This window comes from Vreelandella subterranea (assembly GCF_900111305.1).
Classification (GTDB): Bacteria; Pseudomonadota; Gammaproteobacteria; order Pseudomonadales; family Halomonadaceae; genus Vreelandella; species Vreelandella subterranea.
On the sequence record NZ_FOGS01000009.1, the window covers coordinates 129,167 to 155,682 of the forward strand.

A 26,516-nucleotide genomic window follows, 5' to 3' on the forward strand; every position below is an offset into this window, starting at 1 on the left:
GCTTATGCCGTTAGATCCATCGCTACCCTTTCCCGTGCTGGGAATTGCGGCCTGGAGCGGGACGGGGAAGACGACGCTGCTGGAGCAGTTGTTACCTCGGCTGCGGGCAGAGGGTATCCAGGTGGCGGTGATCAAGCACGCCCATCATCGGTTTGATATCGATCAGCCGGGAAAAGATAGCTATAAGCTACGTAGTGCAGGCGCAGCCCCCATGCTGATTGCATCGCGCCAACGCCTGGCGCTGATGCAGGAAACGCCAGACGGCGAAGAGCCGGACCTGAATCAGTTGCTGGCAATGGTAGCCGTGCATAAGCCTGACCTGGTGCTGGTTGAAGGCTTCAAGGCCTGGCCCCTGGCCAAGCTGGTGCTTTATCGTGAGGGGATCGGCGATGCGGAAATTCTGCATAGCCAGGGTGTCGAAGCCGTCGCGCTTCAGGGGGAGCCTCCCGTCGCGCTGCCGACCGCAACGACGCAACTGGCACTTGATGATATCGACGCGATTACACGCTGGATAATCGGTTGGATGGCGGGCCAACGGCTCGATGATGTTTCACGCACTGATAGGTGACTCCATGCAGTTAACGCATCTCAATAGCCGCGGCGAAGCCCGCATGGTGGATGTTGCAGATAAACAGGAAACGCGCCGGGAAGCGGTGGCTTCCGGGCGTATTGTGATGCAACCCGCTACCCTGAAGCAGTTGAGCGAGGGGGCTTTACCCAAGGGTGATGTGTTGGCCACCGCCCGTATCGCGGGCATCCAGGCGGCAAAGCGCACCCATGAATTGATCCCGCTGTGCCACTCGCTGGCACTTTCCAAAGTGGCCATAGAATTTGATGTCGACCCCGATGAAAGCTGTGTCCATGTGACCGCGAACTGCCGCCTGAATGGCCGCACGGGGGTCGAAATGGAAGCCTTGACGGCTGTCTCCGTGGCCTGTCTAACGCTTTACGATATGTGCAAGGCGGTCGACAAAACCATGCGTATCGACGCGGTACAGCTGGACAGCAAGCGCGGCGGTCAGCGGGGCGAGTACCAGCGCGAAATGGCACCTGAACCGGCGACGCCGATCGTGACAGGCCAGGGGGCGGCGGGCGAAGTGAGCCTGGGAGGGCGCTGTCATTCGCCCTGCGTGCTGGTCAAGTTTCTTGCCGAGCTGCGCGAGCAGCTGGGTGAAAACGAGCGGGTGGTGACTTTCGATCAACTCGAAAGTCGCGATATCGCGGGCCTCAAGGTAGCGCTGGCGGCTCAGGACGAACGTTTTCAGCTGTTGCAGGACCAGCGTACGCTATGCGCCATCAACCAGGTCATGGCCAATGATGACGCGCGAATTACCGACGATGACGAGGTTGCTTTCTTTCCGCCGGTCACCGGGGGCTAGACATGGACATTACCATTCGCGTTCAAGAGGCACCTTTCGACATGGCCTATGGCTATGAGGCCAGTATTGCGGGCCGCACGGATATTGGCGGTGTCGTTAGCTTTACCGGCCTGGTGCGTGATTTCAACGAAACGCCCGATGTCACTGGGTTAACCCTTGAACATTATCCAGGCATGACCGAGTCAACCTTGCAGCGTATTGCGGAAGAGGCGGGGGAGCGCTGGACGCTAAGCGCCGTCACGATTATTCATCGTGTCGGCCACATGCGTCCCGGCGATGCCATCGTCAGAGTGGTGGTGGCGAGTGCCCATCGTCGCGAAGCCTTCGAAGCCTGCGATTTCATCATGGACTGGCTCAAGACCCGGGCACCGTTCTGGAAGAAAGAGCATGGTCGCCACGGGGATTACTGGGTCAAGGAACGCCATTCGGATATCGAGGATGCCGCCCGCTGGTAACCCTCTGGCATTGGCGGGCGTGGGGAGGCTATTCGTCAGCCATCGTCGCTGGCAGCTCGCTGGCCATGATCTGCAGATGAACTTCAGGTAAATGCTGTAGCCGTTCTGCCAGCCAGGCAATCAGGCGGGGCTGGAGGCCCAGCCGCAGGTCCGCCAGGGTATCTGCATGGAGTTCGGCAAGCTGATCATCCAGCCATTCACTGAAGCTGTCTTCGTCGAAAGAACTGGCACTGGTATTATCCAGCATCAACCGCCCGACGCGCGTCCATCCGGTCTGGGTGGCCGTCACCGGTAGCGCCAGATAGAGGCTGCCCCGTCGAGGGAGGGTGCTGTTTTCACTCTCCAGTCCAGGGTGGGGCACCACGCTGTTCTGACTGACGATGCACGGCGGTTGCGGGTAGTGCTGCTCGTGATGCAGCCCTTGCTGATCGAAGCGGATCAAGTCGCCATTGACCGGTGCCAAGGGCGCTTGAATGCCCAGCGACGCCGCCAGCTGCTGGTGGGCCTGTTGATGAAGGCTCTCACCATGAACCGGCAACAGGTGGCTTGGCGTCAGCCATTCATAAAAGCGGGTGATTTCGTCCTGTGCCGGATGCCCGGTCGCGTGAAGCTGCGGGTGACTGAACTCATCGAATAGCTTGACGCCCAACTGCTGTAGGCGCTTTTTCAACTGTTCGATGGGTCGCTCGTTACCCGGAATGGCCTTTGCGGAAAAAATCACGTTGTCACCGGGCTGTAAGTCCACGTGAGGATGGCGCCCCTGGGCAAGTCGCTGCAGGGCGGCGCGCGGCTCGCCTTGGCTGCCGGTGGCAATGACCACGACTTCATCCGGCGGCAAATACCCCAGATCATGAGCGGGCACCACGGCGGGAAAATCGTCCAGATAGCCGAGGCCGCGTGCGACACCCACCATGCGCTCCATTGAGCGCCCCATCAGGCTGATGCGCCGTCCACACTGGTAAGCTGCGCGGCCAATCGCCAACACGCGTGCCAGATTACTGGCGAAGCAGGAAACAATGACGCGCCCTTCGCAGCCAGCGAGTGTTTCAACAAGCGCTCTTGCGACATCGCCTTCGCTGCCCGAGTGGCCGGGGATAGGGGCGTTGGTGGAATCACCCACGACCAGGTCAACCGGCGCCAATGCCTTGAACTGCGCCTGATTGATCGGCGCGCCGATAATCGGTTCAGGATCAAGCTTCCAGTCCCCGCTATGCAATACCCGGTAGCGGCCTGCCATGACCATCAGCGAGCAGCTCTCGGGTATCGAGTGCGGAACCGCCAGGTAGCGCAGGGTGAAGGGGCCGCTTTCCAATGCCTCACCGGGTTCGACCACGTGAATGGCGGCGCTGCTTAGTTGGTGTTCGGCAAACTTAAGACGCAGCAGGCCGGCCGCCAGCGGCGTCGCATAGATGGGGCACTGCCAGTGGGGCCAGAGCCAGGCGACCGCTCCAATGTGGTCTTCATGGCCGTGGGTGATGTAGAGCGCTTGCGGTGCAATGCCAAGGGCTTTGGGGGTTTCCAGGTTGGGCACCTGCAACGGCGCATTGGGTAAGTCCTGGCGGATCATCATGCCGCAATCCACGGCGACCCAGTGGTCTTCGTATCCATAAAGCGTCAGGTTCATGCCAATTTCCCCGCAGCCGCCTAACGGCAGGAGGCGTAAGGGAGGGCGACGACGGGGACGAATATGAACGCGCGGTGGATGCATCAGAGTAATAAAGCCTAGAAAGTAATTGGTTAACTATACGGGATGGGGCGGGCGGCTAACAATCACTGCCGTTGCGGGCGGTGATTGCGGGCGCTGCATTCTGTACACTAGACGTTTGTTTAATGCCAATGGACGGCCTGATCATCGCCGCCCGGCAACTGTGAACGGCAACTTTGAAGAGTAATGACTATGTCGCATTTTTATCGTCTGGTGGTGTCCTGCCCGGACCAGGTGGGGATCGTCGCGAAGGTTTCGAGTTTTATCGCGGATCAGGGCGGGTCGATCACCGAGGCCAGCCAGCATTCCGATCTGGAAACCGGGCGTTTTTTCATGCGCTACGAAATATTGGCGGATTCGCTGGGTATGTCGGCAGAGGCGTTACGTTCAGCCTTCGAGCCGGTGGCGGAGCGGTTCGACATGCAGTGGGCACTGGTCGACACCCGGAAACGGCAGCGTGTTGTTCTGATGGTCTCACGAGAATCCCACTGCCTGGTCGATCTGCTTTACCGCTGGCAGGTGGGGGAGCTGGACTGCGATATCGTGGGCGTTATTTCCAACCATGATGACATGCGTTCGTTAACCGAGTGGTACGGAATTCCGTATCACCATGTGCCGGTGGATCCGGCGGACAAGACAACGGCCTTTGAGCAGGTGCAGGCGCATATTGACGATGCCCGGGCCGATAGCATCGTGCTGGCGCGCTACATGCAGATCCTCCCGCCAGCGTTGTGTGAACGCTATGCGGGGCAGGTAATCAATATCCACCACAGCTTTCTGCCGTCTTTTGCTGGCGCCAAGCCTTACCACCAGGCTTATCAGCGTGGCGTCAAGCTGATAGGTGCCACCTGCCATTATGTGACGCAGGAACTGGATGCAGGGCCCATCATCGAGCAGGACATCCACCGGGTCAGTCACTGTCACACGCCGACCGATCTGGTACGTTTTGGCCGTGATGTGGAAAAAGCCGTTCTCGCTCGCGGCCTTCGCTGGCACCTGGAAGACCGCGTGCTGGTGCACGGCAATAAAACCATCGTGTTCAGCTAGCCGAGCGACTGGCCATTGCCCCCGCGGATGACGCCGACCCCAACCCCTTCAATATCGAGCGGTTGGGTACGTAAATCGATATTGATCGGATCGAAATCGGGGTTTTCCGCAATGAGCGTGACCTGGTGGCCCTCGCGTTTGAAACGCTTGACGGTTACCTCGTCTTCCAGGCGGGCGACAACAATCTGGCCATCGCGGACGCGCTGGGTACGATGCACGGCAAGCAGGTCGCCTTCGAGAATGCCAACGTTCTGCATCGACAGCCCGCGTACGCGCAGCAGGTAATCGGCCCTGGGCGTGAAGTAGTCGGCGGGCAGGGGGCAGTAGCGATCGATGTGCTCAGCGGCCAGAATGGGGCTCCCCGCTGCGACTTCGCCAATAATTGGTAGGCCGCTGGCAGCGTCTGAGGCTGGCAGAGCGTCTGGCGTTTCCTGGGGCTCCTGGTTGGGCAGGCGTATGCCACGAGACGTATTGCGAATAATGCGGATGACACCTTTGCGCTCGAGGGCGCGCAAATGCTCTTCTGCCGCATTGGGTGAGCGGAACCCCAGCGCCTTGGCTATTTCAGCCCGAGTGGGCGGATAGCCGAGCTCACCCATGGTCTTGACAATAAAGTCGAACACATTTTGTTGGCGAACGGTTAATGGCCGCGACATACCAGCCTCCAGATTGAATAAGTGAGCAAGACTGCGTTTCTGTTGACCTATCCGACGTGGTTAACAGTGCGTAATTAACAGTATGTGGTTAAGTATACAGCATGTTCTCCTGTCCAGTATATCTTTGAGGTAAGTCAGCTAACAAATTGATGTATATAGGGATGCGAGGTCACGATGGGGACGGGGCAGGTGCTCAGGTAAACGTTGAGAGGTAACAACCGATAACGTAGTATCCTTGTTTGTTTAAAACATCCGTTTTTTATGGCCCGCTTTTTGGCCCGTTTTATGGAGAGCAGCATGGCTCAATCGGATACGGTGACGCGCATTCTGGATACCGCTGAAGTGCTTTTTGCCGAGCGCGGCTTTGCCGAAACCTCTTTACGCAACATTACCAGCAAGGCACGGGTCAATCTTGCCGCGGTGAACTATCACTTTGGATCCAAGAAAGCACTCATCCAGGCGGTGTTTGCGCGCTATCTGGATCCGTTTTCCCAACGCTTTCATAGCGCCCTGGATGAGCTTGAAGCCCGCTACGCGGGTCGTGACATCCCCCTTGAAGTGCTCCTCGAAACCATGGCGACAACCGTGCTGACGGTGCCTGCCGAACGCAATAGCCTCAAAGTCTTCATGCGTTTGCTGGGGCTTGCATACAGCCAGGCACAGGGTCATTTGCGCCGTTATATCCAGCAGCAATACGGCGATGTGTTCAGCCGTTTCACCGAGTTGGTTCGCCGTGCGACACCGGAACTGCCGGACGCCGAGCGCTTCTGGCGGCTACACTTCATGCTGGGTACCGTTATCTTTACGCTTTCAGGGCTGGATGCGCTGCGCGATATTGCCGAAAAGGATTACCACCAGCATGTGTCGGTCCGCGATCTGGTTCGCCGCCTGCGGCCGGTAGTGGTGGCGGCGATGAACGCGCCGTTACCTGATGAGAAAGGCATTGAGCACCATGCAGACACCGTCGCTCATTGACATGCCGCCCCGGGAGGGGCTGTGGCTGGAAATCGACGCCCACTCGCAACGGCTACGCGCCTGGCAAGGCGATATGTGTCGTCATGAGTGCGACATTTCCACCGGTCGCCAGGGCCTGGGTAATCAGCAGGGAAGCGGGCAAACGCCGCTGGGCTGGCACTATATTCGTGCCGCCATTGGCGCCGATGCCCCGGAAAATGCTGTCTTTAAAGGGCGCCGCTGGACGGGAGAAGTCTTTAACGCCGAGCTGGCGGCGGCGTTTCCCGAGCGAGACTGGATTCTGACGCGCATTCTGTGGCTGTGTGGCCTGGAACCGGGGATAAACCGCGGTGGTCAGGTCGATTCCCAGCGTCGCTATATTTATCTGCATGGTACGCCGCCGGACCAGCCCATGGGGCAGCCCGCCTCCCATGGCTGCGTACGGCTGCGTAATGCCGATCTTCTTTGGCTGTTTGAACATGCGGTACCAGGGACGCCTGTCTGGTTACACGACAGCCGTTGATCGTTGGACTCCTCGCTAATCATCGTCTAGAGTTAGCGCCTTTTTTTGGACATCCCGCTATGACACATCCTTTGGGCTCGGTCATGTTGGACCTTGAAGGGACAACGCTGACCGCCGCAGAGAGGCAGTTGCTGAAAGCCCCCGCGGTGGGTGGCGTTATCCTGTTTGGGCGCAATGTCGAAGATGCCCATCAGGTCAGAAAGCTGTGCGGCCAGGTGCGTAAGCTTCGCCCCGACCTGTTGCTGGCAGTGGACCAGGAAGGCGGTCGCGTCCAGCGTATCAAGCAAGGGCTGACGCGCCTGCCACCGATGGCCCGGCTGGGCGATTATTACCAGCAGGATCGTGCGGCGGCCCTGGGGCTTGCCCAGGACACCGGTTGGCTCCTGGGCATGGAAATGGCCGCCTGCGGGTTGGATATCAGCTTTGCTCCGGTACTGGATATCGATAGTGGCTTGAACAGCATGATTGGCGACCGCAGCTTTGGCCCTGAGGCCGCGCAAGTCACTGAACTGGGTGGCGCGCTGGTGGCCGGGCTACATGAGGCCGGTATGGCAGCGATCGGCAAGCATTTTCCCGGTCATGGCGGCGTGGCGGGCGATTCGCATCTCGCCTTGCCCGTTGATGATCGGCCTTTCGAGACGCTCAAACAGCAGGACCTGGTGCCTTTCAGCGCCCTGGCCAAAAAGCTTGATGGTGTCATGCCAGCGCATATTGTTTACTCGGCATTTGACAAGCGACCCGCCGGCTTTTCACCCAGTTGGCTGGGGATGCTGCGTCAGTCGCTGGGATTTAAAGGCTGTATCTTTTCCGACGATTTGAGCATGGCGGGTGCCCATGAGGCTGGTGGGCCCCGCGAACGCGCAGCGGCTGCGCTTGCCGCGGGCTGCGATATGTTGCTGGTATGCAATGATCGCGAGGCGGCGCTTGAGGTCGTAGACGCCGTTCCAACCCCTCAGTCTTCCAGGCCCGGCAAGCTACGCTACAAACGCGCGCGTCCCGATCTGGATGCGCTATCGGCGCTCAGCCGCTGGCGGCGTACGCATGCCCAGCTAGAGGCCATGGCCGCTCATTCACTCAGCAGTTAACGATCGTTTTACCAAGTAGGCTGGAACTTCAATGGCAAAGCTAGACAAAGAAGCGCTCGCATCCCTCGACACCATGCGCGAGCTCATGGACAACGCAGACTGCTTGATTTCCCAGCAGCAGGTGGAGCAGGCGCTGGACCGAATGGCTGAGCAGATCAGCGCGGATCTGGGCGATAAACTACCGGTCTTTTATTGCGTCATGAATGGCGGCTTGATCACCACAGGCCACCTCTTGACCCGGTTGGGCTTTCCGCTTGAGGTCGACTACCTGCACGCCACGCGCTACCGTAACGAAACCCGTGGCGGAGAGCTTTTCTGGCGGGTGTCGCCGGAGATTCCCATGGCCGGTCGGCATGTCGTTATCGTCGACGACATCCTCGATGAAGGCACGACGCTGGCGGCCATTCTGAACTATTGCCAGGAAGCGCAGGCCGCCAGCATTACCACGGCGGTCCTGGTCGACAAGCGCCACGATCGCAAGGCAGTGCCCGGGCTGAAGGCTGACTACTGTAGCCTGGAGGTCGCCGACCGGTACGTATTTGGCTTTGGTATGGATTACAAGGGGTACTGGCGCAATGCCCCGGGCATCTTCGCGCCCAAGGGCATGTGATCTCATGCGGCGCTAGCGGGGTGAAAAGCGCCGCGCCAACCCGGTTTCAGCAATCATGCGGGTGGATATTTCCTCCACGGAGAAGCGCGTGGCGTCGATATAGGGGATGTGCAGGCGGCGGTATAATGCTTCGGCCTGCTCGATCTCCTGCATGCATTGGTCCATGGAGCTGTAGCGACTGTTGGGCCTGCGTTCGTTGCGAATGGCGGCCAGCCGCCTGGCGTCGATTGTCAGGCCAAACAACTTGTGCCGATGGGGGGCAAGAACCCGGGGCAATTTCAGCATGCCGTCTTCGTCCAGGTCGTCTTCCGTGAGGGGGTAGTTGGCGGCGCGAATGCCAAATTGAAGCGCCAGATAGAGCGACGTGGGGGTTTTGCCGCAGCGCGATACCCCGACCAGTATAATGTCGGCTTTATCGTACTGGTGGGTGCGTGCGCCATCGTCGTTGTCCAGCGCGAAGTGCACCGAGTGGATGCGGTCCATGTAAACGTCGTCGCTGCCAATCGAGTGCGTTCGCCCCACGCTGTAGGAGGAATGGGTCGCGAGCTCCTGTTCGAGCGGTTCCAGAAAGGTGGAGAAGATATCCACCTTGAAGCCGGCGGCCTTGCGAATCACGTCGCGAATTTGCTGATCGACAATGGTGTCGATGATGATCGGCCGTTGGCCGTCCCGAACGGCCGTCGCATCGATGATCTCGGCCAGGGCCTGGGCTTTGTCCACGGTGTCGATATAGGGCTTGGTCTGCATGTTGATCTCGACATCGCTGAACTGGGCCAACAGGCTTCTTCCCAGGCTCTCTGCGGTAATGCCCGTCCCATCCGAAATGAAAAATGCCGTGCGCTGCATGGTGTTTGCTCTCCTGAACGTTGTGCCTATTGTGGGTCGGGATGACGTCCGGCACAACGGTGCTCGAGTCGCGACTACAACAAAGGTTCAAAAAGGCCGCCTGTTGTAAAAATCCTCCATCGCCTTCGCTATTAGACCAATGGCGAATACACCGGGGCGGTGCTAGGGTGTCCGCATTCATCTCTGGCGGTTGTCGTGATCGCTGGCCTATCGAGCGAGGGGGTTGCGTGAACAATTACATTCTATGGTTCGATCAATTGGGTATGGCTGACGTCGAACGCGTGGGTGGCAAAAACGCTTCGCTTGGCGAAATGATCTCCAATTTATCGGGAGCGGGGGTCACGGTGCCAGGTGGCTTTGCCACCACGGCTCATGCCTACCGAGAGTTTCTCGCCCATGAAGGTCTCAACGAGCGTATCAACCAGATGCTGGCGCGGCTGGATGTCGACGATGTCAAAGCATTGGCCGAGGCCGGGAAGACGATCCGTCAGTGGGTGATCGACACGCCGCTGCCCCCGACGTTCGAAAAAGAACTGCGTAGCGCCTACGCAAGCCTTCAGCAGCGTCACCCTGCGTTGAAGGTTGCCGTGCGCAGTTCGGCCACCGCGGAAGACTTGCCCGATGCCTCCTTCGCCGGCCAGCAGGAAACCTTCCTCAATATCGAAGGGTTCGACAACATTAAACGTGCCGTTCACGAAGTGTTCGCGTCACTGTTTAATGACCGGGCCATCTCTTACCGTGTGCATCGCGGCTATGCGCATGAAAATGTCGCGCTATCTGCGGGTGTACAGAAAATGGTGCGCTCGGAAACGGGTGCGTCGGGTGTCATGTTCACGCTGGATACCGAGTCGGGCTTCCGCGACGCCGTCTTTGTGACGGCTTCCTGGGGGCTGGGTGAAACCGTCGTCCAGGGGGCGGTGAATCCGGACGAGTTCTATGTTCACAAGCCGACACTGGCCGCGGGGCGGCCCGCCGTGCTGCGCCGTAACCTGGGTTCCAAACTGATCAAGATGGTCTATACCCAAGATGCCAGCGCAGGCAAGTCGGTCGAGACCATTGACGTGCCGTTACAGGACCGAGGTCGTTTCTGCCTGAACGATGCCCAGGTGATGTCACTGGCCCGCCAGGCTGTGACCATCGAGCAGCACTACCAGCGACCCATGGATATCGAGTGGGCGCTGGATGGCGACGACGGTGAACTCTACATCGTGCAGGCCCGGCCGGAAACCGTGGTCTCCCAGCAGGAAGGCGGCAAACTGGAGCGTTTCCAGCTGCGCGAGAAAGGCCGCACCCTGGTCACCGGTCGCGCCATCGGTCAACGCATCGGCCGTGGTACCGCCAAGGTGGTCATGACGCCAGACGACATGGACAAGATCCATGACGGCGATGTGCTGGTAACCGACATGACCGATCCTGACTGGGAGCCGATCATGAAACGCGCTTCAGCCATCGTGACCAATCGCGGCGGCAGGACCTGCCACGCGGCGATCATTGCCCGTGAACTGGGCATCCCTGCGGTTGTCGGCTGTGGCGATGCCACCACACGATTGAACGAAGGCAGTGACGTCACCGTTTCCTGCGCTGAAGGCGATACCGGGCATGTGTATGAAGGCCTGCTGGATTACGACTGCAAGGTGTCCAACGTCGATACCATGCCCGAAATTCCTTTCAAGATCATGATGAACGTGGGCAACCCCGATCGCGCCTTTGGGTTTGCCAGCCTTCCGCATTCTGGGGTAGGGCTCGCGCGGCTCGAGTTCATCATCAACCGCATGATTGGCGTTCACCCCAAGGCATTGCTGGAGTACGACACCCTGCCGTCTGACCTTCAGCAGGTGATCGACATGCGCACGGCCGGTTATACCGACCCGGTCAGCTTCTACGTCGATAAACTCGTTGAGGGCATTTCGACACTGGCTGCTGCCTATTACCCTCAGCGCGTTATCGTGCGGCTGTCGGATTTCAAATCAAACGAGTACGAGAACCTGATTGGCGGCAAGCTTTACGAGCCCGGTGAAGAGAATCCCATGCTGGGCTTCCGGGGTGCCTCGCGTTATGTTTCGGAGGCGTTCCGCCCTTGTTTCGAGCTGGAATGTCGGGCGCTCAAGCGTGTCCGCGAAGACATGGGGCTCGACAATGTCGAGATCATGGTGCCCTTCGTGCGCACCACGGAAGAAGCCCGGGAAGTGGTCGAGTTGCTGGCGACCAACGGGCTCAAGCGTGGTGACCATGGTCTCAAGGTCATCATGATGTGCGAACTGCCCGCCAATGCGCTGCTGGCCGACGAGTTTCTCGAGCATTTCGATGGTTTCTCGATCGGTTCCAACGACCTGACACAGCTCACCCTTGGGCTTGATCGTGACTCGGGTATCGTGGCGCACCTGTTTGACGAGCGTAACGAAGCCGTCAAGAAGCTACTCTCCATGGCGATTCAGGCCTGCAGGGCCCAGGGCAAGTATGTCGGCATCTGCGGTCAGGGGCCCTCTGACCACCCTGACTTTGCCAAGTGGTTGATGGAGCAGGGGATTGATTCGATATCCCTCAACCCGGATGCGGTACTCGAAACCTGGTTCATGCTGGCAGGTGAAACCATCGCTGACTGATCGGCAGCCGGTTTGATGCAACGCGCCCAGCCATTGTGCTGGGCGTTTGGGTTTAATAGGCTACGCTCTAACTTTGGTCTGTATACATTGGCGGAGTCGGTCGTGATGCCCTCGAAAAAAATGCGCTGGCTGCTACCCAGTCTCTTGGTAGTGCCTTTACATGGTTGGGGCTTCGACTATGAAACCCCCGCCATCTCACCCGAAAGCGAATCTGGCTACGAAGAAAAACCTGGCTGGTCTGCCGATTCCTTCGCGGTGGCCGCTGCAAACCCACTGGCCACCGATGCGGGCTACCAGATATTGAAGGCCGGTGGGAACGCGATCGACGCAGCCATCGCCGTCCAGTTGGTGCTGGGACTGGTGGAGCCGCAATCAAGTGGCCTTGGCGGCGGGGCGTTCTTGCTTTATTACGATGGCGATGAGGTGCGCGCGTACGATGGGCGTGAGACGGCCCCCGCCGCTGTGGATGGCGAACTCTTCATGCAGGATGGCGAGCCGTTGGCGTTCATGGATGCCGTGGAGAGCGGCCGGTCGGTTGGTTTGCCGGGAACGCTGCGGCTAATGGAAAAAGCCCATGCGGCTCACGGCAGTCTGCCCTGGGAAGACCTTTTTGTGCCTGCGATGACGCTGGCAGAAGAGGGCTTTGCTGTCAGTGAGCGGCTTCGTTCGAGCCTTGCCGATGTTGATGCCCTGCGCGATGACGATCTGGCGCGGGATTTCTATTATGACTCGGAAGGCGAGCCCATTGCCGTGGGTGAGACCCTCAAAAATCCGGCCCTCGCGGCGCTATTGAAACGTATTGCCGAGGAAGGCAGCGCTGCCTTTTATCAGGGAGACGTTGCCCAGGATATTGTCGATGAGGTCACCCAGCATCCTGCTCGACCCGGCGCGATGACGCTGGATGACCTTGCAGGTTATGACGCCATTATCCGCGATCCGATCTGTACGCCCTGGCAGCAATGGGAGGTCTGTGGTTTCCCGCCGCCATCGTCCGGCCACCTCACGATCATGCAGATCCTTGGCATGCTCGATCAGCAGCCCCTGCTTGAAGCCCCTCTGGACGACGGAGTCACCAGCAGCGGCTGGTTGCACCAGTTTCTGGAAGTCTCCCGGTTAGCGTTTGCCGACCGCAATTACTATATTGCCGACCCGGATTTCGTCGAGGCCCCCGGTGGTGATTGGTCGACAATGCTGGCGCCGGACTATCTCGCCAAGCGCAGCGCGCTGATTGGTAAAGAGAGTATGGGGGGCGATGCCGAACACGGTCGGCCCGGCGATATGGACACGAGTTGGGCGGCGCAGCCGACTCAGCCCGAATACGGTACCAGCCATATCAGCATCGTCGATGCTGAAGGTCGCTCGGTTGCCATGACCACGACCATCGAGCAGGCCTTTGGCTCGCGCATCATGAGCGATGGGGGGACCGACTTGCCGGGCGGCTTTTTGCTCAACAATGAGCTGACCGATTTTGCCTTCGAGCCCGAGCAGGACGGCGAACCCGTGGCCAATCGGGTGGCGCCTGGCAAACGCCCGCGTTCCAGTATGAGCCCCACGCTTATCTTCGATCATGGCAGCGGCGAGTTGGTCGGTAGCCTTGGATCGCCCGGTGGTGCAGCGATCATTCATTACACCGCGCGAACGCTGATAGCACTGCGTGATTGGGGAATGAATGCGCAAACGGCGTTGAACCTGCCCCATGCGGTGACCCTGGGCGATCAGGTTTGGGTTGAGGAAGGCCGTTTCCCGGAGGCCATCCTCGACGCTCTGAGAGAGCGAGGGCATGATATCAGTGAGCGCGAGCTGACCAGCGGGCTTCAGGCGATCATGCGCCTCGAGGATGGCACGCTGTTTGGCGGCGCGGACCCACGCCGGGAAGGCGTGGTGATGGGCGATTGAACGAACCTAGCGCCGGAGCCAGTTGCGTAGCTTCACCAACATCAGTGCGCCGTCACTCAGCGCGCGACGATCGTTGCGCAGAGCGACCAGCCGTTTGGGGTAATCGGTGATGATCGCGTCCACGCCAAGATCAATGAGCGTGGACATCCGGTTCCGGTTGTTGACCGTCCAGGCATGCACTTCATAGCCATATAGCTTCGCCAGCTTTATTTCCTGAGCGGTGATACGATTATGGCGAAGGCCCAGGGCGTCAAAAGCACCGCGATCCAGTGTGCCCGGCAAAATCAGCTGGGCGATAAGCGTGACCTTGAGCTCTGGCGCTTGCTGTTTGATGAACGGCAGCAAGCCAGGCGACGTGGTGGCCATGCGCATGCTGTACATGGCATTCGGGTAGCCGCACTGGGCATAGGCCGCTATCGGGCTATCAGCCGATGCCCAGCATTGGTAGCGGGCATCGGTTTCTTGCTGTAACTCTCTTAAGACGGCATTGCTGAGCGCCTGCCCCTCGCCCGGCAATGGCTTTATGTCGATCATCAGGTCGGCGCGCCCGCGCACCAGTGCCAGCGTGTCGTCGAGCCCTGGGATGGGCTCCCCTTCATACACATCGCCAAACCAGCTGCCGACGTCGTAGTTTTCGAGTTCCTCACGTGTCAAGTCCCCGAATGCCTGCTGATCGCCTGTCAGGCGCACCATGTTGCGGTCGTGATAGAGCATGACCTCTTGGTCGGCTGTTAGGCGGACATCGATTTCAATGGCGTCAGCGCCGTCCACGATCGCCTGATCCACTGCTGCCAGGGTATTTTCCGGGGCGGCCATTGAGCTGCCGCGGTGGGCAATGATCGCCACGTCGTCGCGAATGTCGAAGCTTGTCAGTATCCACCAGGCCTGAAGGGCTGCAAAGGCCAGTACGCTGAGCTCCACCGCCCAGGCAAAGCGTCCCGGGTGGGCATTGGCAGGCGGCGCTGGGCGCGCTTCGCGATGAGCCAGTTGAAGGTACAGGCAGGCCGACAAAAGGGCATTAACGGCAATGCCCAGAAAGGTGATCGCCAGCGTGATCAGCACATAACCGGTCAAATAGCCCAGCATGGCCGGTACCAGTATGGCTGTATGCTCGGGTAGCCACCACAGCAGCGGCGTAAATAAATAATCAAACAGCAGGGTGGTTGCAATCGGCAGCACGATAATCAGTAACAGAACCAATATGACGGCAATGCCAATCGAGCGATGCCAGCCTCGGGTGAGAACGACGCTGCGGCGAAGCGCCTGCCACGGCGAATATCCATCCAGGGCCACCAGGGGGAGGGCCAGCAGCCAGCGTAAATACAGCTTGGCGGCCAGGCCCATCCATAAAAGTAACAACGGGGCCGCGCTGGCGAGGAAATACCACAATACAGGGGGCTTGATGCGCTGAAGGTAATAGGGGTCGATACCGCTCAGCCATATGTCATACAGCCAGGTCAGGGCGAGCATGAAGGGGGCGAGCAGTAGCAAGTGGCTACCCACCTGAAGAATGACCAGGCCCGTCAGCGCAGGTAATCGCCGACTGCTTAGCCAGAGCGCTTCAAACGCAAGGCGGTAGTGATTGTCACGAGGCCTTGTTGCCACCTGGAGCATGCCAGCCTGCTGCCAATAAATCACCACAAAGAACAGTCCAACACCGACCAGCATGCCCAGTAGCCCCAGGGGGCTGAATACGAGTGTGACCAGGTCGTTATTGGTTACGACGCTACGCCGCAACTGGGCAAGCAGGGCGCGCATGACCCAGGCGATGGCGGGCAATAAAAGGGCTGACGCGAGCAGGGTGAAAAATAAATGAAACGCAATCAGCGGACGTAGATGATCGCGTAATGTGCGGGCAAGGGCATAGCCAAGCTGATTCAAAGGCTGCATGGACATAAAAAGGTAATGAAAAGAGACTCTAGGGTGGCAGCAAGCGCCACCCCCTGACAAGTCACGCTTGATCAAGCGCAAGTTCGTGATCGGCAATCAGGATGCCGTTATTGTCGGCATACAGCCAACTGCCTGACGTGATGGTGACGCTTGCGAAGCTTATGGCCACATCGCGCTGTCCTTCTCCACGCTTTTCGCTTTTTCGTGGATGACACCCCAGCGCCTGAACGCCGAGGGGCAGGGTGGCGAGGATGTCCACGTCGCGAACGCAACCGTACATCACGACGCCAGCCCAGCCATTCTCGACCGCTTGTTCAGCCAGCATATCGCCGAGCATGGCACAGCGAGGGGAACCTCCCGCATCCACGACAAGGATGGCGCCATCGCCTGGTTCAGCGACGGCTTGTTTGACGAGCGAGTTATCTTCAAAACACTTGATAGTCCGGACGGGGCCGTAAAAGGCATCAACGCCGCCAAAGCTGGCAAAGATGGGTTCTAATACCTGGACGTCTGGAAAGGCATCGCATATATCGGGGGTAACAATCGTCGGCATGGCGAATTCCTGTCTGGTGACTCAGCGTCTAAACATAAGAAAAAACGCCCCGCCCTGTAGAACAGTGGCGGGGCGTTCGTTCATCGGCTCAAAAGAGCGTGGAGCTCTTCTGCGATGGTGCGAGCATCGGCGATGGCGCGGTAGCGTTGAAGCTTACGCTTCTTGAGCCACCGGAATCACGTTTGAGGCGATCTTCTGATACTCCTCAATTTCGTGAAAGTTCATGTAACGATAGATCTCGCCTGCCATGGCGTCAAACTCTCCCATGTAACGGCGGTACTCGTCGACCGTGGGCAGGCGTCCCTCAACGGCGGCGACTGCCGCCAACTCGGCTGACGCAAGGTAGACGTTCGCGCCGTCGCCGAGCCGGTTGGGGAAGTTGCGCGTCGAGGTCGACACAACGGTGCTCTTGGCGGCGACGCGCGCCTGGTTGCCCATGCACAGCGAGCAGCCGGGCATCTCCATGCGTGCACCGGCACGGCCGTAGATACCGTAGTAGCCTTCTTCGGTAAGCTGGTGCTGATCCATCTTGGTCGGTGGTGCCAGCCAGAGGCGGGTCTTGAGGCTGCCTGCGGGCTGTTTCTCGAGCAGCTTGCCGGCGGCACGGAAGTGGCCAATGTTGGTCATGCACGAACCGATAAATACTTCGTCGATTTTCGTGCCGGCAACGTCTGAGAGTAGACGTGCATCGTCGGGATCATTCGGCGCACACAGGACCGGCTCTTTGATTTCGTCGAGGTCGATTTCGATCACTTCGGCGTATTCGGCATCCTTGTCGGCACGCATCAGTTTAGGATCGGCAAGCCAAGCTTCCATCCCTTCGATACGGCGGCTGATGGTGCGCTCATCGCCGTAGCCATTGGCGATCATCCACTTGAGCAAGGTGATGTTCGATTTGAGGTACTCGGTCACGCTCTCATCGGAGAGGGTGATGGTACAACCGGCGGCCGAACGCTCGGCAGAGGCATCGGAAAGCTCGAAGGCTTGCTCGACGGTGAGGTCCTCGAGGCCTTCGATTTCCAGGACGCGACCCGAGAAGGCATTTTTCTTGCCGGACTTCTCGACCGTCAGTAGGCCCTGCTTGATGGCGTACAGCGGAATGGCGTGAACCAGGTCGCGCAAGGTGACGCCAGGCTGGCGTTTGCCCTTGAAGCGCACCAGCACGGATTCCGGCATGTCCAGCGGCATGACACCGGTGGCGGCAGCGAAGGCGACAAGACCCGAGCCGGCCGGGAAGGAAATGCCCAGTGGGAAGCGGGTATGCGAATCACCGCCGGTGCCGACCGTGTCCGGCAGCAGCATGCGGTTGAGCCAGCTGTGAATGATACCGTCGCCGGGGCGCAGCGAAACGCCGCCACGGTTCATGATGAAGTCGGGCAGGGTGTGGTGCGTATCCACGTCGACCGGCTTCGGGTAAGCGGCGGTATGGCAGAACGACTGCATCACCAGGTCGGCCTGGAAGCCCAGGCACGCCAGGTCTTTCAGTTCGTCGCGGGTCATGGGGCCCGTCGTGTCCTGAGAGCCCACCGTGGTCATCTTGGGTTCGCAGTACATGCCGGGGCGAACGCCGTCCATGCCGCAGGCCTTGCCGACCATTTTCTGGGCCAGGGTAAAGCCTTTACCCGTGTCGTGGGGTTGCTCGGGCAGACGGAATACATCCGAAGGAGCAAGGCCCAGGGATTCACGGGCTTTGCCAGTCAAGCCACGACCGATGATCAGCGGGATACGCCCGCCCGCGCGGACTTCGTCTAGAATCAGCTGTGTCTTAAGCTCGAAAGTCGTCAGTACCTCGTCCGTCCCATGCTTGCAGACCTTGCCTTCATAGGGGTAGACATCGATGACGTCGCCCATGGCCAGCTTTTCGACATCCATTTCGACCGGTAAAGCGCCGGAGTCTTCCATGGTGTTGAAGAAGATGGGGGCAATTTTGCTGCCAAAACAGAACCCGCCTGCGCGCTTGTTAGGCACATGAGGAATGTCATCGCCGAAGAACCACAGCACGGAGTTGGTGGCTGACTTGCGCGAAGAACCCGTACCCACAACGTCGCCCACATAAGCCACAGGGAAGCCCTTGGCCTTGACCTCTTCGATCTGCTTGAGCGGACCGGTCTTGCCCGTTTCCACGGGGTCGATGCCATCACGCTCGTTTTTGAGCATGGCATTGGCATGCAAGGGAATATCCGGGCGCGACCAGGCATCCGGTGCGGGTGACAGGTCGTCGGTGTTGGTTTCGCCGGGTACCTTGAAGACGGTCAGGGTGATCTTTTCTTCGAGCGCTGGCTTGGAGAGGAACCACTCGGCGTCGGCCCATGACTGGATAACGTCCTTGGCGACACTGTTACCTGCCTTGGCGCGTTGTTCGACATCATGGAAGGCATCGAACATCAGCAGGGTGTGCTTGAGCTGTTCACCGACTTCACGGGCGAGTTCGTCGTTGTCGAGCAGCTCGACCAGCGACACGATGTTGTAGCCGCCCTGCATGGTGCCAAGCAGCTTGACGGCATGCACTTTATCGATGAGGGGCGATGTGGCTTCGCCTTTGGCGATGGCCGTCAGAAAACCGGCTTTTACGTAAGCCGCTTCGTCAACACCCGGGGGAACGCGGTTGGTAATGAGGTCGAGAATGAACTCTTCTTCGCCAGCCGGGGGCATTTTAAGCAGCTCGATCAGAGCGGCGGTTTGCTCGGCATTCAGGGGCTTGGGGGGAATGCCCTCTGCAGCGCGTTCCTCGACATGTTGGCGGTAAGCTTCAAGCACGTTTGGGGCCCTCTCATCTGCTTTTATGGTGGCGACGGCACGTGGGCTGTGTACTTCACAATGCCACCGGACACTGACATACGCTTGACAAACAGCGCTGGTTGGATGGCCGCAATTCTACGTCAAACTGTCGACAATGTTAAGCTGAGTCCGCTGCCATGACGTTGTACTTTATGCTGATGTGCATGCACAAAGGTGTGAAACGCGCTAGGACCAAGCGTTCTGGCATGCTTTACTAGCAAAAAAGCACTCGCTATCGACAGAGGTTGCATAAAGTGTGATTCTCGTAACGCCGCGTTACCATCTGTCGGGTTGATGGCCTGCGTCAGCCTGATCAGCTGACCGTACTGGCATATTCGAATTACCCAAGATGTTATAATTGTTGTACAATTATGTGATAGTTATTTAGTGATGGTGTTATGTCGATACAAGTAATCCCCGACAAAGCGGGCCATTCGCTCGATGCGAGCGACCTGTTGCCTGACAGCTTGAATGACTTTCTGGGATGTACGACGCCAGATGCCTGGCTTGTCTGGGCCCTGGAGAATCCCGAAATTCTGCTGATTGACCATGCTCAATGTGAAAAGAAGGCCGCCTCCACGGCGATGAGCCTGCTGTATCGCTATGTGGATCAACCGCTGTTATTGAGCAAGATGTCGCAGCTTGCCCGGGAAGAACTGCTGCATTTTGAGCAGGTCGTGAACCTTATGGAAGGCCGAGGGGTAACCTACAGGCACTTGACGGCTTCCCGCTATGCGGAAGGGTTACGACGCCATGTTCGCCCCCAGGACCCTGAGCGATTGATCGATGTGTTGATTATTGGCGCGCTCATCGAGGCGCGGAGCTGCGAACGCTTTGCTTGCCTGATTCCCTACCTTGATGAGGAACTGGCGAAGTTCTACCGCACCCTGGTCAAGTCTGAAGGCCGACACTTCGAAGATTACCTGTTGCTTGCCCGGCAGCAGACCGATCACTCGATCGACGAGCGGATCGCGTTCTTTGTTGCCTGTGAAGCAGAGCTGATCAGTTCGCCGGATACGGCTTTCCGTTTTCATAGCGGCGTGCCAGCGTAAGTTGCCGTTCGTCCAGACAGGATGTTTACCATGCGCGATGCTCAAAAGTATGACCAACTGACCCTGTTCGGTCATTTTGCCCTGACCCAGGGTGATGATGTGCTGACTCACTTTAGCTACGATAAAGTGAAAGCGTTGCTTGTCTACTTGCTGCTGCATCGGCAACCTGTCAATCGCGCTGCACTGGCCGAACTGCTGTGGCCGGATCAGGGCCTTTCGTCAGGTCGCACCAACCTTCGACACGCCTTGCATTGCCTGCGTCAATCACTGGGCGAAGATGCAGAACAGGTGCTTAACGTATCGCGCCAGACCATTGCCTTTCAGCTTCCGGCCAACTGGCAGGTCGATCTGCATGAACTGCAAACGCTGCTCGAAGGGCCGCGGGATCTGGCTACCCTGGATGACGTGCTCACCTGTTACCAGGGTGATTTGATCGAGGAATTGCAGCTCGCCAACTGCAGTGAGTTCCAGCGCTGGCTGGTGCAGGCGCGCAACGAATGGCGTCAGCGGGTTATCCGCTTTGCCGAGCAGGTGCTGGATAACTATCAGGAAGTCCCTGACGGCCTTCTGGAAACGCTGGTCAGTCGGTTTTCCGGCTATGGCCCTTTCCATGAGCGGTTGGTTAAACAGCTCGCTGAACAAAAGCAGATGGCGGCAGCCCACGAGCAATACAACAGCTACCTGCAGTTGCTTGCCTTGTCAGGCCAGCAGCCGGAGCCTAGCTTTTTGCAACTGGCAAGCTACTGGTCCGATGGCCACCCGGACGCCCGCGTCATGTCGCCTCAAGGCGCCTTTTCCCGAGCGCTTGCCACCGACAGCCAGCCCTTGCGTGAAGATGAGATCGAGCTTCGCCAGCTCTCGGTGATGGCCATTCGATTGCGGCTCCAGGGGGACTGGCAGGATCGTGCCGCAACGCGTGACTGCCTCGCGCTTCAACTGGAACTACTGCGCTGGCTTGAGCAGCAATGCCATCATCTGGGTGGTTTCTGGTTGCCGGGTGCTACAGGTGGCCTGGGGCTTGCGTGTTTCGGTACCCATGGCCCAGCCCATCAGCTGGCTGAACTGGTCGCGCTTTATGAGCATTGCCGTCAGACGCTCCCCCAGGAGTCTGCCAGGCACTGGACGGGTGAAGGTGAGCTGCCACAGTTCGAACTGGCGGCCGGGCTGCACAGCGGCCGAGTGGTTTATTTGCCGGAGCGGCAACTGGCGGATCCGTTGGGCCAGGTGACTCAGATATCCCTGGAGCTGATGAGCGCGGCCGAAGGCAGCGAGCTGGTCATCTCGCAGGAGTCTAGCCAGCATATGCCACCGGCGCTGGACCTTCAGCCTCGTCTGGTCTCGCGGGTCATATCCAGCGATGGCCGGGTACGCCAACGAGCGTTGGTACTCGGCCAGAACGAAGGTGGCCGTGATGCACTGCCGCCGAGCCTGGTGGGGCGCGAAACCTCGTTAAGGACCCTGAGAGATGCCCTGGCCCGAGCCGGTATCGGACTGCGCCAGAGTGTGCTGGTACGCGGCGCGTCGGGCATGGGGAAATCGGCCCTCATGGTTGGCTTTCGTCAGCTTGAGATAAGCCGCGATGCCGCTATTTGCTGGCAGCCCACCACCCGCCTTTCGGTGCTGGAGCCCTATGGCGTCGCGCGCACTCTTCTGTCCTGGTACCTGGATGGGGCGCCGGACCAGGATGCACTGCGCGCCCTGCAAACCGATCTGGCTTTCAATACGCTGAGCGATGAGCAGCAATGCTTGCTTGAAGAAGCCCTTGGTGTGCGTAGCGTGCAGGAAGTGTCCCAGTTGACACAGAACGGTGAAGCGGTCGAGCTGGTGGTGATGCTTTTACACCGCTTGATCGAACGCCAGGCGGCCACCCATACACTTGTACTGATGGTGGATGACCTTCAGTGGCTGGACGAACCCTCATTCAAGGTACTGTCAGGCCTTCAGGCGAGGTTGCCCATCAACACGGCCTTTATGCTGGTGGCCAGCCATCATGGCCGTGAACCCCTGCCGGTCAAGCTGCACTGGGATCAGCAAATCACCCTGGGCCGCCTGGGTGAACTCGAATCCTCTCGGCTGCTATCGCAACTCTCGCGTCGTTACCGTATTCACCTGAGCCCACGGCTGCGTAATCAGATCATCGAACGCTGTGATGGCGTACCGCTGTATTTGCAGGAAATCTGTCGGCGCCTGGATATGGATCGCCGGGAAGGACGGAGCGTTCAGTTTGATGAGTTGCCCAAAGGGTTGCTTGGGCTGTTGGCCAGTCGCATCGACCAGTTGGAAGCGGACCGTGACATTGCTCACATTGCCGCGGTACTGGGCAAACGCTTCCGGCTGGATTTCCTCAGCGAATGCAGTGGCTATGACACAGCGCGTTTGCAGCAGGCGCTGGAGCATATGCGCCAGCTCGAAATCATCGAGCCGGTGGATAACGGTTCAAACGAACACGAGTTTCAATTCAGCCACCAACTGCTCCAGGAGGCGGCCTATCTTTCCTGCCCCCGGGACGTGCGCGTTACCCTTCATCAGCAGGTGGTGAGCCTGATAGAACAGCGCTTCCCGATGTGGATCAGCCGCCATCCCGGTGACTTTGCCACGCACCTACGGCGCAGCGGTCACTACGCGCGGGGCGCACGTTATTTTGAGCTAGCCGCTCGGGAAGCGCTAAAAGTAAGCGCCAATCGCACCGCGTTGCGCATGGCGGATTTTGGACTGGCCAGCCTGCGCCACGTGGAGCACGAGGTCGAGCGCGAGGTGAGTCTGTTAACGGTGCGCGGGCAGGCGGCCTTTGCGCTCGAGGGGCATGGCTCGCCCACCGCCCACGAAAGTTTCGTGCGTGCCCGTGAGCTGTTGCGCCACTCGGGCGCCGATGCCCTGGAAGACCCTGAAGACCTGGAGCAAATCTTTCTGGTCAAGTGGGGGCTGTGGGTAGGGCGCAGTCAGCGCTACGCGCATGCCGATGCCTTCGCGCTGGCATCTACCCTGGCTGATATAGCGGCTCGACTCGAGGACCCGCGTTACCAGCGGCTGGCTGATTATGCGCGAGCGCATTGCGAATACTGGGCCGGGCGTGTGCAGCAGGCCAATGACCATCTGAATGAAATCGACCCGCTCAACTCGCCGATGATGATCGAGTGGCTGCCGTTCTCTGACCATCCGCAGGTAACCGCGGCGTGTTTCCAGGGCTGGGCGCTATGCCTGTGTGGTGATTACCAGCGTGCTGAACGACAGGTCTCTGCCGCGATACGGCTCGCGGAAAAGCTGGGCCATCCCGGTACGCTTGCCATGGCACTACTGTTTGCCGCCTCGCTCTATCGTCAGCTTGGCCATGTGCATTTAGCGGCGCGTCATGCCGAAAAGGCAGCGGCGATGACCGCCACCCCGGATTTACAGCTGTGGCAAATTAGCGCCCAAGGGATTCTGGGTTGGCAGCGCGCACTGGCGGGCGATCACGGCGGGCTGACCCAACTGCGCGATAGTCTGGACCAGATGGCGGAGCTAAACGGGCGTGATCGCTTCAAACGTCCTGTGTTGTGGTATTCGGATGCCTGTATTGCCCTGGGAGAATTGAGTGCCGCGGAAGATTACCTGGATCAGTGCCTGGTGATTGCCAAGGAGAGGTCCACGCTGTTTCTGCCCGAGCTTGCCACCCAGCTTGCCCGGGTACGCATCATGCTCGACCATCCGGACAATGAAGTGCGTGCGTTGGCCGAGATGGCGATTTCACAGGCCCGGGAGCACGGTAATCGCCATCAGGAATTGGCAGCACTGGAGTTATGGTTGACGCGCATCGCACCCGACGACGAATCGGCACGGGATGCCTTCCATCGTCTGTTGAGCGACGTCAGTCATAGTGACGCGCCGGTCCTGGTCCGCTGGGTCAGCCTGGTGGATCGTCGTCTGGCCTATCCCGAGCGCCTGGAGAGTTAGGTGTTATCTTCCAGCCATGTCAGGGTGATCAGTGCTTCTTCCCGCTGCCGTCCGCAGACGGCAGTGTCAAACTGAAACTGCTCGCACACGGCCGGTCGACGGGGATCTCCGAACAGGCGGCATAAATTATGCTCGTCCAGTTGCGCGCAACGCACGCCTGCCGGTTTGCCTTCGGGCATGCCTGGAATGGCTGAGCTGATCGACGGCGCAATACAGCATGCCCCGCAGCCTGCCCGGCACTCATCACTCATGGACTTGCCTTGGCTATCGCGCCCTTATTAAACCCCTCGAATGCGTGTACTGTTGAGGTTTCAAGGCTTTGTGCAGCAAGCTGTTCCGCCAGCCAGTGAGCAATGTTTTCCACCGTTGTGGGGGTAGTCAGGACCGCGCAGCGCTCATCGGGTAGCGTGAGGGTAAAGGTTCCCTGATCCGCTTGATAGCGGCACGTCAGGGCCTGCTTGTCGCGGGCGATAATGTCATTTTCTTCTACCAGGTAGCGATTATCGAGCCAGGCCGCCCACTGCCGTTCGAGTTCATGCTGGCGGGTTCCCCGTTGCCAGATATGCAGGCGTGAGCGATGCCCATGGGCAATGCGCTGGCAGTTGCCCTTATGCAGTTTCAGACCATGACTGTACCCATAGGCAGCGCCTTCGATGACTTCATCACTGAGGCTTAGCTGAACCCGCGTAACCTTTGCCGGCCGCTGCTCAGTGAGCGTCTGGCTTAAACTGGCAGCGACGGCGTCGCGCTCGATGGTGGCAACGGGCAGTAGGGTGAAAGCCTGTTTCGGCCCTTTTACTTCCATGGCATAGGGCGTCGAGGTGCGCACGCACAAGCCTTCCTCGCAGGGGCTGACAGTGACTCCGGAAGCCTCGACAGGTACCAGAAGCGTGTGGTCCAGGCCGCTATCGAGGTGATGCTTGATCCATGGCTTGACCTCGCCAAAATCCAGCAGCATGCCGTCTTTGCCAAGCTCGCCTTCAAGCACCGCGTCGACTTGCCAGCTAACACCCTTGAGGCCCTTTTCTGGGCACCACAGCGATGCGTCGATATGGGTGAGTTGATTAACAAATAAGGACATCAGTCAAAGCCTGCGATTTTGTGCGTCTGAAGCGATAAACGCCATTGCGGGTTGGCTAAACAATAGGCCGTGGTACGCGCGACAGTGTCGTTGTCGTGAGCGTCTAAAGGGGAAACGTCCATTGGCTGAAGAAAAAAGTGGCGAAAGTCGAGCTTCGCAAATGCCTCGGGCGGTGCCTCGGTCTGGGGATAGACCAACTTGAGTTCGTCGCCCTGATCAATCACCAGCGTATTCTTGCCCTTGGGGCTCACGCACAGCCAGTCAATCCCGGCGGGAGGGGTGAGCGTCCCATTGGTTTCAACCGCTACTTCAAAACCCACGCTGTGCAGCGTGGCGATCAGTGCCGGATCAAGCTGCAGTAGCGGCTCGCCACCGGTAAACACCACATAAGGAATGGCACGGCCAGCCTCACTGGGCCACAGCGCGCTGATGTGCTCGGCCAGGGCGGCGGGTGTTTCGAAACGACCTCCGCCTTGGCCATCGGTGCCGACAAAATCGGTATCACAGAAGGTACACCGGGCGGTTGCCCGGTCCCGTTCGCGACCGCTCCATAGATTGCAGCCACTGAAACGGCAAAAGACGCTTGCCCGGCCGGCCTGGGCGCCTTCCCCCTGCAGCGTATAGAAGGCTTCTTTTACCTGATACATCAGCGTGCTTCCTGTTGTGAGGCACAGGGGTGTGAGGCATAGGTGAGCGGGTCGGTCACGCCATTCGCCGCAAAGGCGGCTAGCCGTTCGCGGCAGCTTCCGCACTGCCCACAGGCCAGTTCGCCTCCTTCATAGCAGGTCCAGGTGTTTCGGTAGTCAAGCCCCATTGCCAGACCTTGCTGAAGGATGTCGGCCTTGCTGGCGTGCAGGTAGGGGGCATGTACCTTGACGGGGGAGAAGTTGGCAATTTGTGAAACCTGATCCATGGCCTCCACAAAAGCCGGGCGGCAGTCGGGGTAGAGGACGTGGTCACCGCCATGGGCACCGTAGTCAACACGCTCTGCGCCGATGTTGACAGCGTTCGCAATAGCCAGGGACAACAATATCATGTTCCGGTTAGGGACCACGGTCGCCGCCATGTTGTCGCCGTCGTAATCGCCTTGGGGCATTGCCTGGTCGGTGTTGGTCAATGCTGAGTTATCAATCAGCGAGTGAATCGCCCGGATATCCACGACCTGATGGGGGACATTCAAGTGTTGGCATACCTGGCGGGCAGCATCGAGTTCACGGGCGTGGCGCTGGCCGTAATGAAATGACAGCGCATGAACGTGATAACCTTCATTTAGCGCCCGGTGGAGAAGGGTGAAGGAATCCATGCCGCCGGAATATATCACCACGGCGGTGGCTCCATGCGGAGCTTGGGAAGTTGACATGATAAGTACTCTTATGCCGGAGAATTTATTGATCGTAGCGTGAAGAAAGCCGCTACTGCGTTCCGGGGTCCGGTCCGGAAGGTTGCAAGTGTACGCAATCGAGGTGTTTCTGG

Annotated in this window: 22 protein-coding genes; 12 read left to right on the forward strand and 10 right to left on the reverse strand. The window is 59.1% G+C overall.

Annotated features, from left to right (window positions below; translation table 11 throughout):
* The first annotated feature begins 4 nt into the window (after window positions 1–4).
* The 3 genes from mobB to moaE are packed head-to-tail and all read left to right on the forward strand — an operon-like array spanning window position 5 to window position 1,834.
* Window positions 5–568: a molybdopterin-guanine dinucleotide biosynthesis protein B gene (mobB, locus tag BMX75_RS13815; RefSeq protein WP_092828869.1), complete on the forward strand. Its 564-nt coding sequence runs from the start codon at window positions 5–7 to the stop codon at window positions 566–568.
* Window positions 569–572: 4 nt separating this feature from the next.
* Window positions 573–1,379 carry a cyclic pyranopterin monophosphate synthase MoaC gene (gene moaC, locus BMX75_RS13820; protein WP_066315400.1) on the forward strand — a complete coding sequence of 269 codons (807 nt, stop codon included), beginning with the start codon at window positions 573–575 and terminating at the stop codon, window positions 1,377–1,379.
* 2 nt (window positions 1,380–1,381) lie between these two features.
* The gene (gene moaE, locus BMX75_RS13825; RefSeq protein ID WP_092828871.1) at window positions 1,382–1,834 is read left to right on the forward strand and encodes a molybdopterin synthase catalytic subunit MoaE; all 453 of its coding nucleotides are present in this window, start codon (window positions 1,382–1,384) and stop codon (window positions 1,832–1,834) included.
* Window positions 1,835–1,862: 28 nt separating this feature from the next.
* On the opposite strand, the gene BMX75_RS13830 is transcribed toward moaE, so the two are convergent.
* A complete protein-coding gene (locus BMX75_RS13830; protein ID WP_092828873.1) occupies window positions 1,863–3,458 on the reverse strand; it encodes a ribonuclease J in 1,596 nt (531 codons plus the stop codon).
* Between the two features lie 273 nt (window positions 3,459–3,731).
* On the opposite strand from BMX75_RS13830, the gene purU reads away from it, so the two are divergent.
* Window positions 3,732–4,586, forward strand: coding sequence for a formyltetrahydrofolate deformylase (purU, locus tag BMX75_RS13835; RefSeq protein ID WP_092828874.1), 855 nt, complete (start codon window positions 3,732–3,734; stop codon window positions 4,584–4,586).
* Here purU and lexA read toward each other — a convergent pair.
* On the reverse strand, window positions 4,583–5,242 hold the full coding sequence (gene lexA / locus BMX75_RS13840; RefSeq protein ID WP_066315408.1) for a transcriptional repressor LexA: 660 nt from the start codon (window positions 5,240–5,242) through the stop codon (window positions 4,583–4,585). The genes purU and lexA overlap by 4 nt on opposite strands.
* Window positions 5,243–5,539: 297 nt before the next feature.
* Between lexA and BMX75_RS13845 the strand changes: the two genes are divergently transcribed.
* From BMX75_RS13845 to BMX75_RS13860, 4 genes are read left to right on the forward strand one after another with little or no spacing between them, the layout of a single operon-like run.
* Window positions 5,540–6,217 (forward strand): TetR/AcrR family transcriptional regulator, encoded by a 678-nt coding sequence (locus tag BMX75_RS13845; RefSeq protein WP_092828876.1) that lies wholly within the window; start codon window positions 5,540–5,542, stop codon window positions 6,215–6,217.
* Complete coding sequence (locus BMX75_RS13850) at window positions 6,195–6,719, forward strand: L,D-transpeptidase (protein ID WP_092828878.1); 525 nt, start codon at window positions 6,195–6,197, stop codon at window positions 6,717–6,719. Before BMX75_RS13845 ends, BMX75_RS13850 begins: the two co-directional genes overlap by 23 nt.
* 59 nt (window positions 6,720–6,778) lie before the next feature.
* Window positions 6,779–7,804, forward strand: coding sequence for a beta-N-acetylhexosaminidase (gene nagZ, locus BMX75_RS13855; RefSeq protein WP_092828880.1), 1,026 nt, complete (start codon window positions 6,779–6,781; stop codon window positions 7,802–7,804).
* A 31-nt stretch (window positions 7,805–7,835) separates the two neighbouring features.
* Entirely contained in the window at window positions 7,836–8,414 is a 579-nt protein-coding gene (locus BMX75_RS13860) for a hypoxanthine-guanine phosphoribosyltransferase (RefSeq protein ID WP_066315419.1), read from the forward strand.
* Between the two features lie 12 nt (window positions 8,415–8,426).
* On the opposite strand, the gene ppsR is transcribed toward BMX75_RS13860, so the two are convergent.
* Window positions 8,427–9,260, reverse strand: a complete 834-nt coding sequence (ppsR, locus tag BMX75_RS13865; protein WP_092828882.1) for a posphoenolpyruvate synthetase regulatory kinase/phosphorylase PpsR — start codon at window positions 9,258–9,260, stop codon at window positions 8,427–8,429.
* Window positions 9,261–9,487: 227 nt separating this feature from the next.
* Here ppsR and ppsA point away from each other — a divergent pair, with 227 nt between their 5' ends.
* Complete coding sequence (gene ppsA / locus BMX75_RS13870) at window positions 9,488–11,863, forward strand: phosphoenolpyruvate synthase (protein ID WP_092828884.1); 2,376 nt, start codon at window positions 9,488–9,490, stop codon at window positions 11,861–11,863.
* Between the two features lie 105 nt (window positions 11,864–11,968).
* Window positions 11,969–13,759 (forward strand): gamma-glutamyltransferase, encoded by a 1,791-nt coding sequence (gene ggt, locus BMX75_RS13875; RefSeq protein WP_092828886.1) that lies wholly within the window; start codon window positions 11,969–11,971, stop codon window positions 13,757–13,759.
* A 6-nt stretch (window positions 13,760–13,765) separates the two neighbouring features.
* Here ggt and BMX75_RS13880 read toward each other — a convergent pair whose 3' ends face one another.
* From BMX75_RS13880 to acnB, 3 genes are all read right to left on the reverse strand, one after another.
* A complete protein-coding gene (locus BMX75_RS13880; protein WP_422822073.1) occupies window positions 13,766–15,655 on the reverse strand; it encodes a glycerophosphodiester phosphodiesterase family protein in 1,890 nt (629 codons plus the stop codon).
* A gap of 55 nt (window positions 15,656–15,710) precedes the next feature.
* Window positions 15,711–16,202 (reverse strand): ribonuclease E activity regulator RraA, encoded by a 492-nt coding sequence (rraA, locus tag BMX75_RS13885; RefSeq protein WP_092828890.1) that lies wholly within the window; start codon window positions 16,200–16,202, stop codon window positions 15,711–15,713.
* A 153-nt stretch (window positions 16,203–16,355) separates the two neighbouring features.
* The gene (gene acnB / locus BMX75_RS13890) at window positions 16,356–18,959 is read right to left on the reverse strand and encodes a bifunctional aconitate hydratase 2/2-methylisocitrate dehydratase (RefSeq protein ID WP_092828892.1); all 2,604 of its coding nucleotides are present in this window, start codon (window positions 18,957–18,959) and stop codon (window positions 16,356–16,358) included.
* A gap of 419 nt (window positions 18,960–19,378) precedes the next feature.
* On the opposite strand from acnB, the gene BMX75_RS13895 reads away from it, so the two are divergent.
* Both BMX75_RS13895 and BMX75_RS13900 read left to right on the forward strand, forming a co-directional pair.
* Window positions 19,379–20,032, forward strand: a complete 654-nt coding sequence (locus tag BMX75_RS13895) for a MiaE family protein (RefSeq protein ID WP_092828894.1) — start codon at window positions 19,379–19,381, stop codon at window positions 20,030–20,032.
* 30 nt (window positions 20,033–20,062) lie between these two features.
* Window positions 20,063–23,962 (forward strand): ATP-binding protein, encoded by a 3,900-nt coding sequence (locus BMX75_RS13900; protein ID WP_092828896.1) that lies wholly within the window; start codon window positions 20,063–20,065, stop codon window positions 23,960–23,962.
* Here the strand turns inward: BMX75_RS13900 and BMX75_RS13905 are convergent.
* From BMX75_RS13905 to queC, 4 genes are read right to left on the reverse strand one after another with little or no spacing between them, the layout of a single operon-like run.
* On the reverse strand, window positions 23,959–24,213 hold the full coding sequence (locus tag BMX75_RS13905) for a YkgJ family cysteine cluster protein (protein ID WP_092828898.1): 255 nt from the start codon (window positions 24,211–24,213) through the stop codon (window positions 23,959–23,961). The two genes, BMX75_RS13900 and BMX75_RS13905, sit on opposite strands and share 4 nt — an antisense overlap.
* The gene (locus BMX75_RS13910; RefSeq protein WP_092828900.1) at window positions 24,210–25,043 is read right to left on the reverse strand and encodes a 6-pyruvoyl trahydropterin synthase family protein; all 834 of its coding nucleotides are present in this window, start codon (window positions 25,041–25,043) and stop codon (window positions 24,210–24,212) included. Before BMX75_RS13910 ends, BMX75_RS13905 begins: the two co-directional genes overlap by 4 nt.
* The gene (gene queE / locus BMX75_RS13915) at window positions 25,043–25,690 is read right to left on the reverse strand and encodes a 7-carboxy-7-deazaguanine synthase (RefSeq protein WP_092828902.1); all 648 of its coding nucleotides are present in this window, start codon (window positions 25,688–25,690) and stop codon (window positions 25,043–25,045) included. The genes BMX75_RS13910 and queE overlap by 1 nt, the downstream gene beginning before the upstream one ends.
* Entirely contained in the window at window positions 25,690–26,403 is a 714-nt protein-coding gene (gene queC / locus BMX75_RS13920; RefSeq protein WP_092828904.1) for a 7-cyano-7-deazaguanine synthase QueC, read from the reverse strand. Before queC ends, queE begins: the two co-directional genes overlap by 1 nt.
* Window positions 26,404–26,516 lie beyond the last annotated feature (113 nt).

Excerpts from the sequence above, each read along its gene's own strand:
- mobB (WP_092828869.1), top strand. The coding sequence starts at position 5 with ATGCCGTTAGATCCATCGCTACCCTTTCCCGTGCTGGGAATTGCGGCC.
- moaC (WP_066315400.1), top strand. The coding sequence starts at position 573 with ATGCAGTTAACGCATCTCAATAGCCGCGGCGAAGCCCGCATGGTGGAT.
- moaE (WP_092828871.1), top strand. The coding sequence starts at position 1,382 with ATGGACATTACCATTCGCGTTCAAGAGGCACCTTTCGACATGGCCTAT.
- BMX75_RS13830 (WP_092828873.1), bottom strand. The coding sequence starts at position 3,458 with ATGAACCTGACGCTTTATGGATACGAAGACCACTGGGTCGCCGTGGAT.
- purU (WP_092828874.1), top strand. The coding sequence starts at position 3,732 with ATGTCGCATTTTTATCGTCTGGTGGTGTCCTGCCCGGACCAGGTGGGG.
- lexA (WP_066315408.1), bottom strand. The coding sequence starts at position 5,242 with ATGTCGCGGCCATTAACCGTTCGCCAACAAAATGTGTTCGACTTTATT.
- BMX75_RS13845 (WP_092828876.1), top strand. The coding sequence starts at position 5,540 with ATGGCTCAATCGGATACGGTGACGCGCATTCTGGATACCGCTGAAGTG.
- BMX75_RS13850 (WP_092828878.1), top strand. The coding sequence starts at position 6,195 with ATGCAGACACCGTCGCTCATTGACATGCCGCCCCGGGAGGGGCTGTGG.
- nagZ (WP_092828880.1), top strand. The coding sequence starts at position 6,779 with ATGACACATCCTTTGGGCTCGGTCATGTTGGACCTTGAAGGGACAACG.
- BMX75_RS13860 (WP_066315419.1), top strand. The coding sequence starts at position 7,836 with ATGGCAAAGCTAGACAAAGAAGCGCTCGCATCCCTCGACACCATGCGC.
- ppsR (WP_092828882.1), bottom strand. The coding sequence starts at position 9,260 with ATGCAGCGCACGGCATTTTTCATTTCGGATGGGACGGGCATTACCGCA.
- ggt (WP_092828886.1), top strand. The coding sequence starts at position 11,969 with ATGCCCTCGAAAAAAATGCGCTGGCTGCTACCCAGTCTCTTGGTAGTG.
- BMX75_RS13880 (WP_422822073.1), bottom strand. The coding sequence starts at position 15,655 with ATGTCCATGCAGCCTTTGAATCAGCTTGGCTATGCCCTTGCCCGCACA.
- rraA (WP_092828890.1), bottom strand. The coding sequence starts at position 16,202 with ATGCCGACGATTGTTACCCCCGATATATGCGATGCCTTTCCAGACGTC.
- BMX75_RS13895 (WP_092828894.1), top strand. The coding sequence starts at position 19,379 with ATGTCGATACAAGTAATCCCCGACAAAGCGGGCCATTCGCTCGATGCG.
- BMX75_RS13900 (WP_092828896.1), top strand. The coding sequence starts at position 20,063 with ATGCGCGATGCTCAAAAGTATGACCAACTGACCCTGTTCGGTCATTTT.
- BMX75_RS13905 (WP_092828898.1), bottom strand. The coding sequence starts at position 24,213 with ATGAGTGATGAGTGCCGGGCAGGCTGCGGGGCATGCTGTATTGCGCCG.
- BMX75_RS13910 (WP_092828900.1), bottom strand. The coding sequence starts at position 25,043 with ATGTCCTTATTTGTTAATCAACTCACCCATATCGACGCATCGCTGTGG.
- queE (WP_092828902.1), bottom strand. The coding sequence starts at position 25,690 with ATGTATCAGGTAAAAGAAGCCTTCTATACGCTGCAGGGGGAAGGCGCC.
- queC (WP_092828904.1), bottom strand. The coding sequence starts at position 26,403 with ATGTCAACTTCCCAAGCTCCGCATGGAGCCACCGCCGTGGTGATATAT.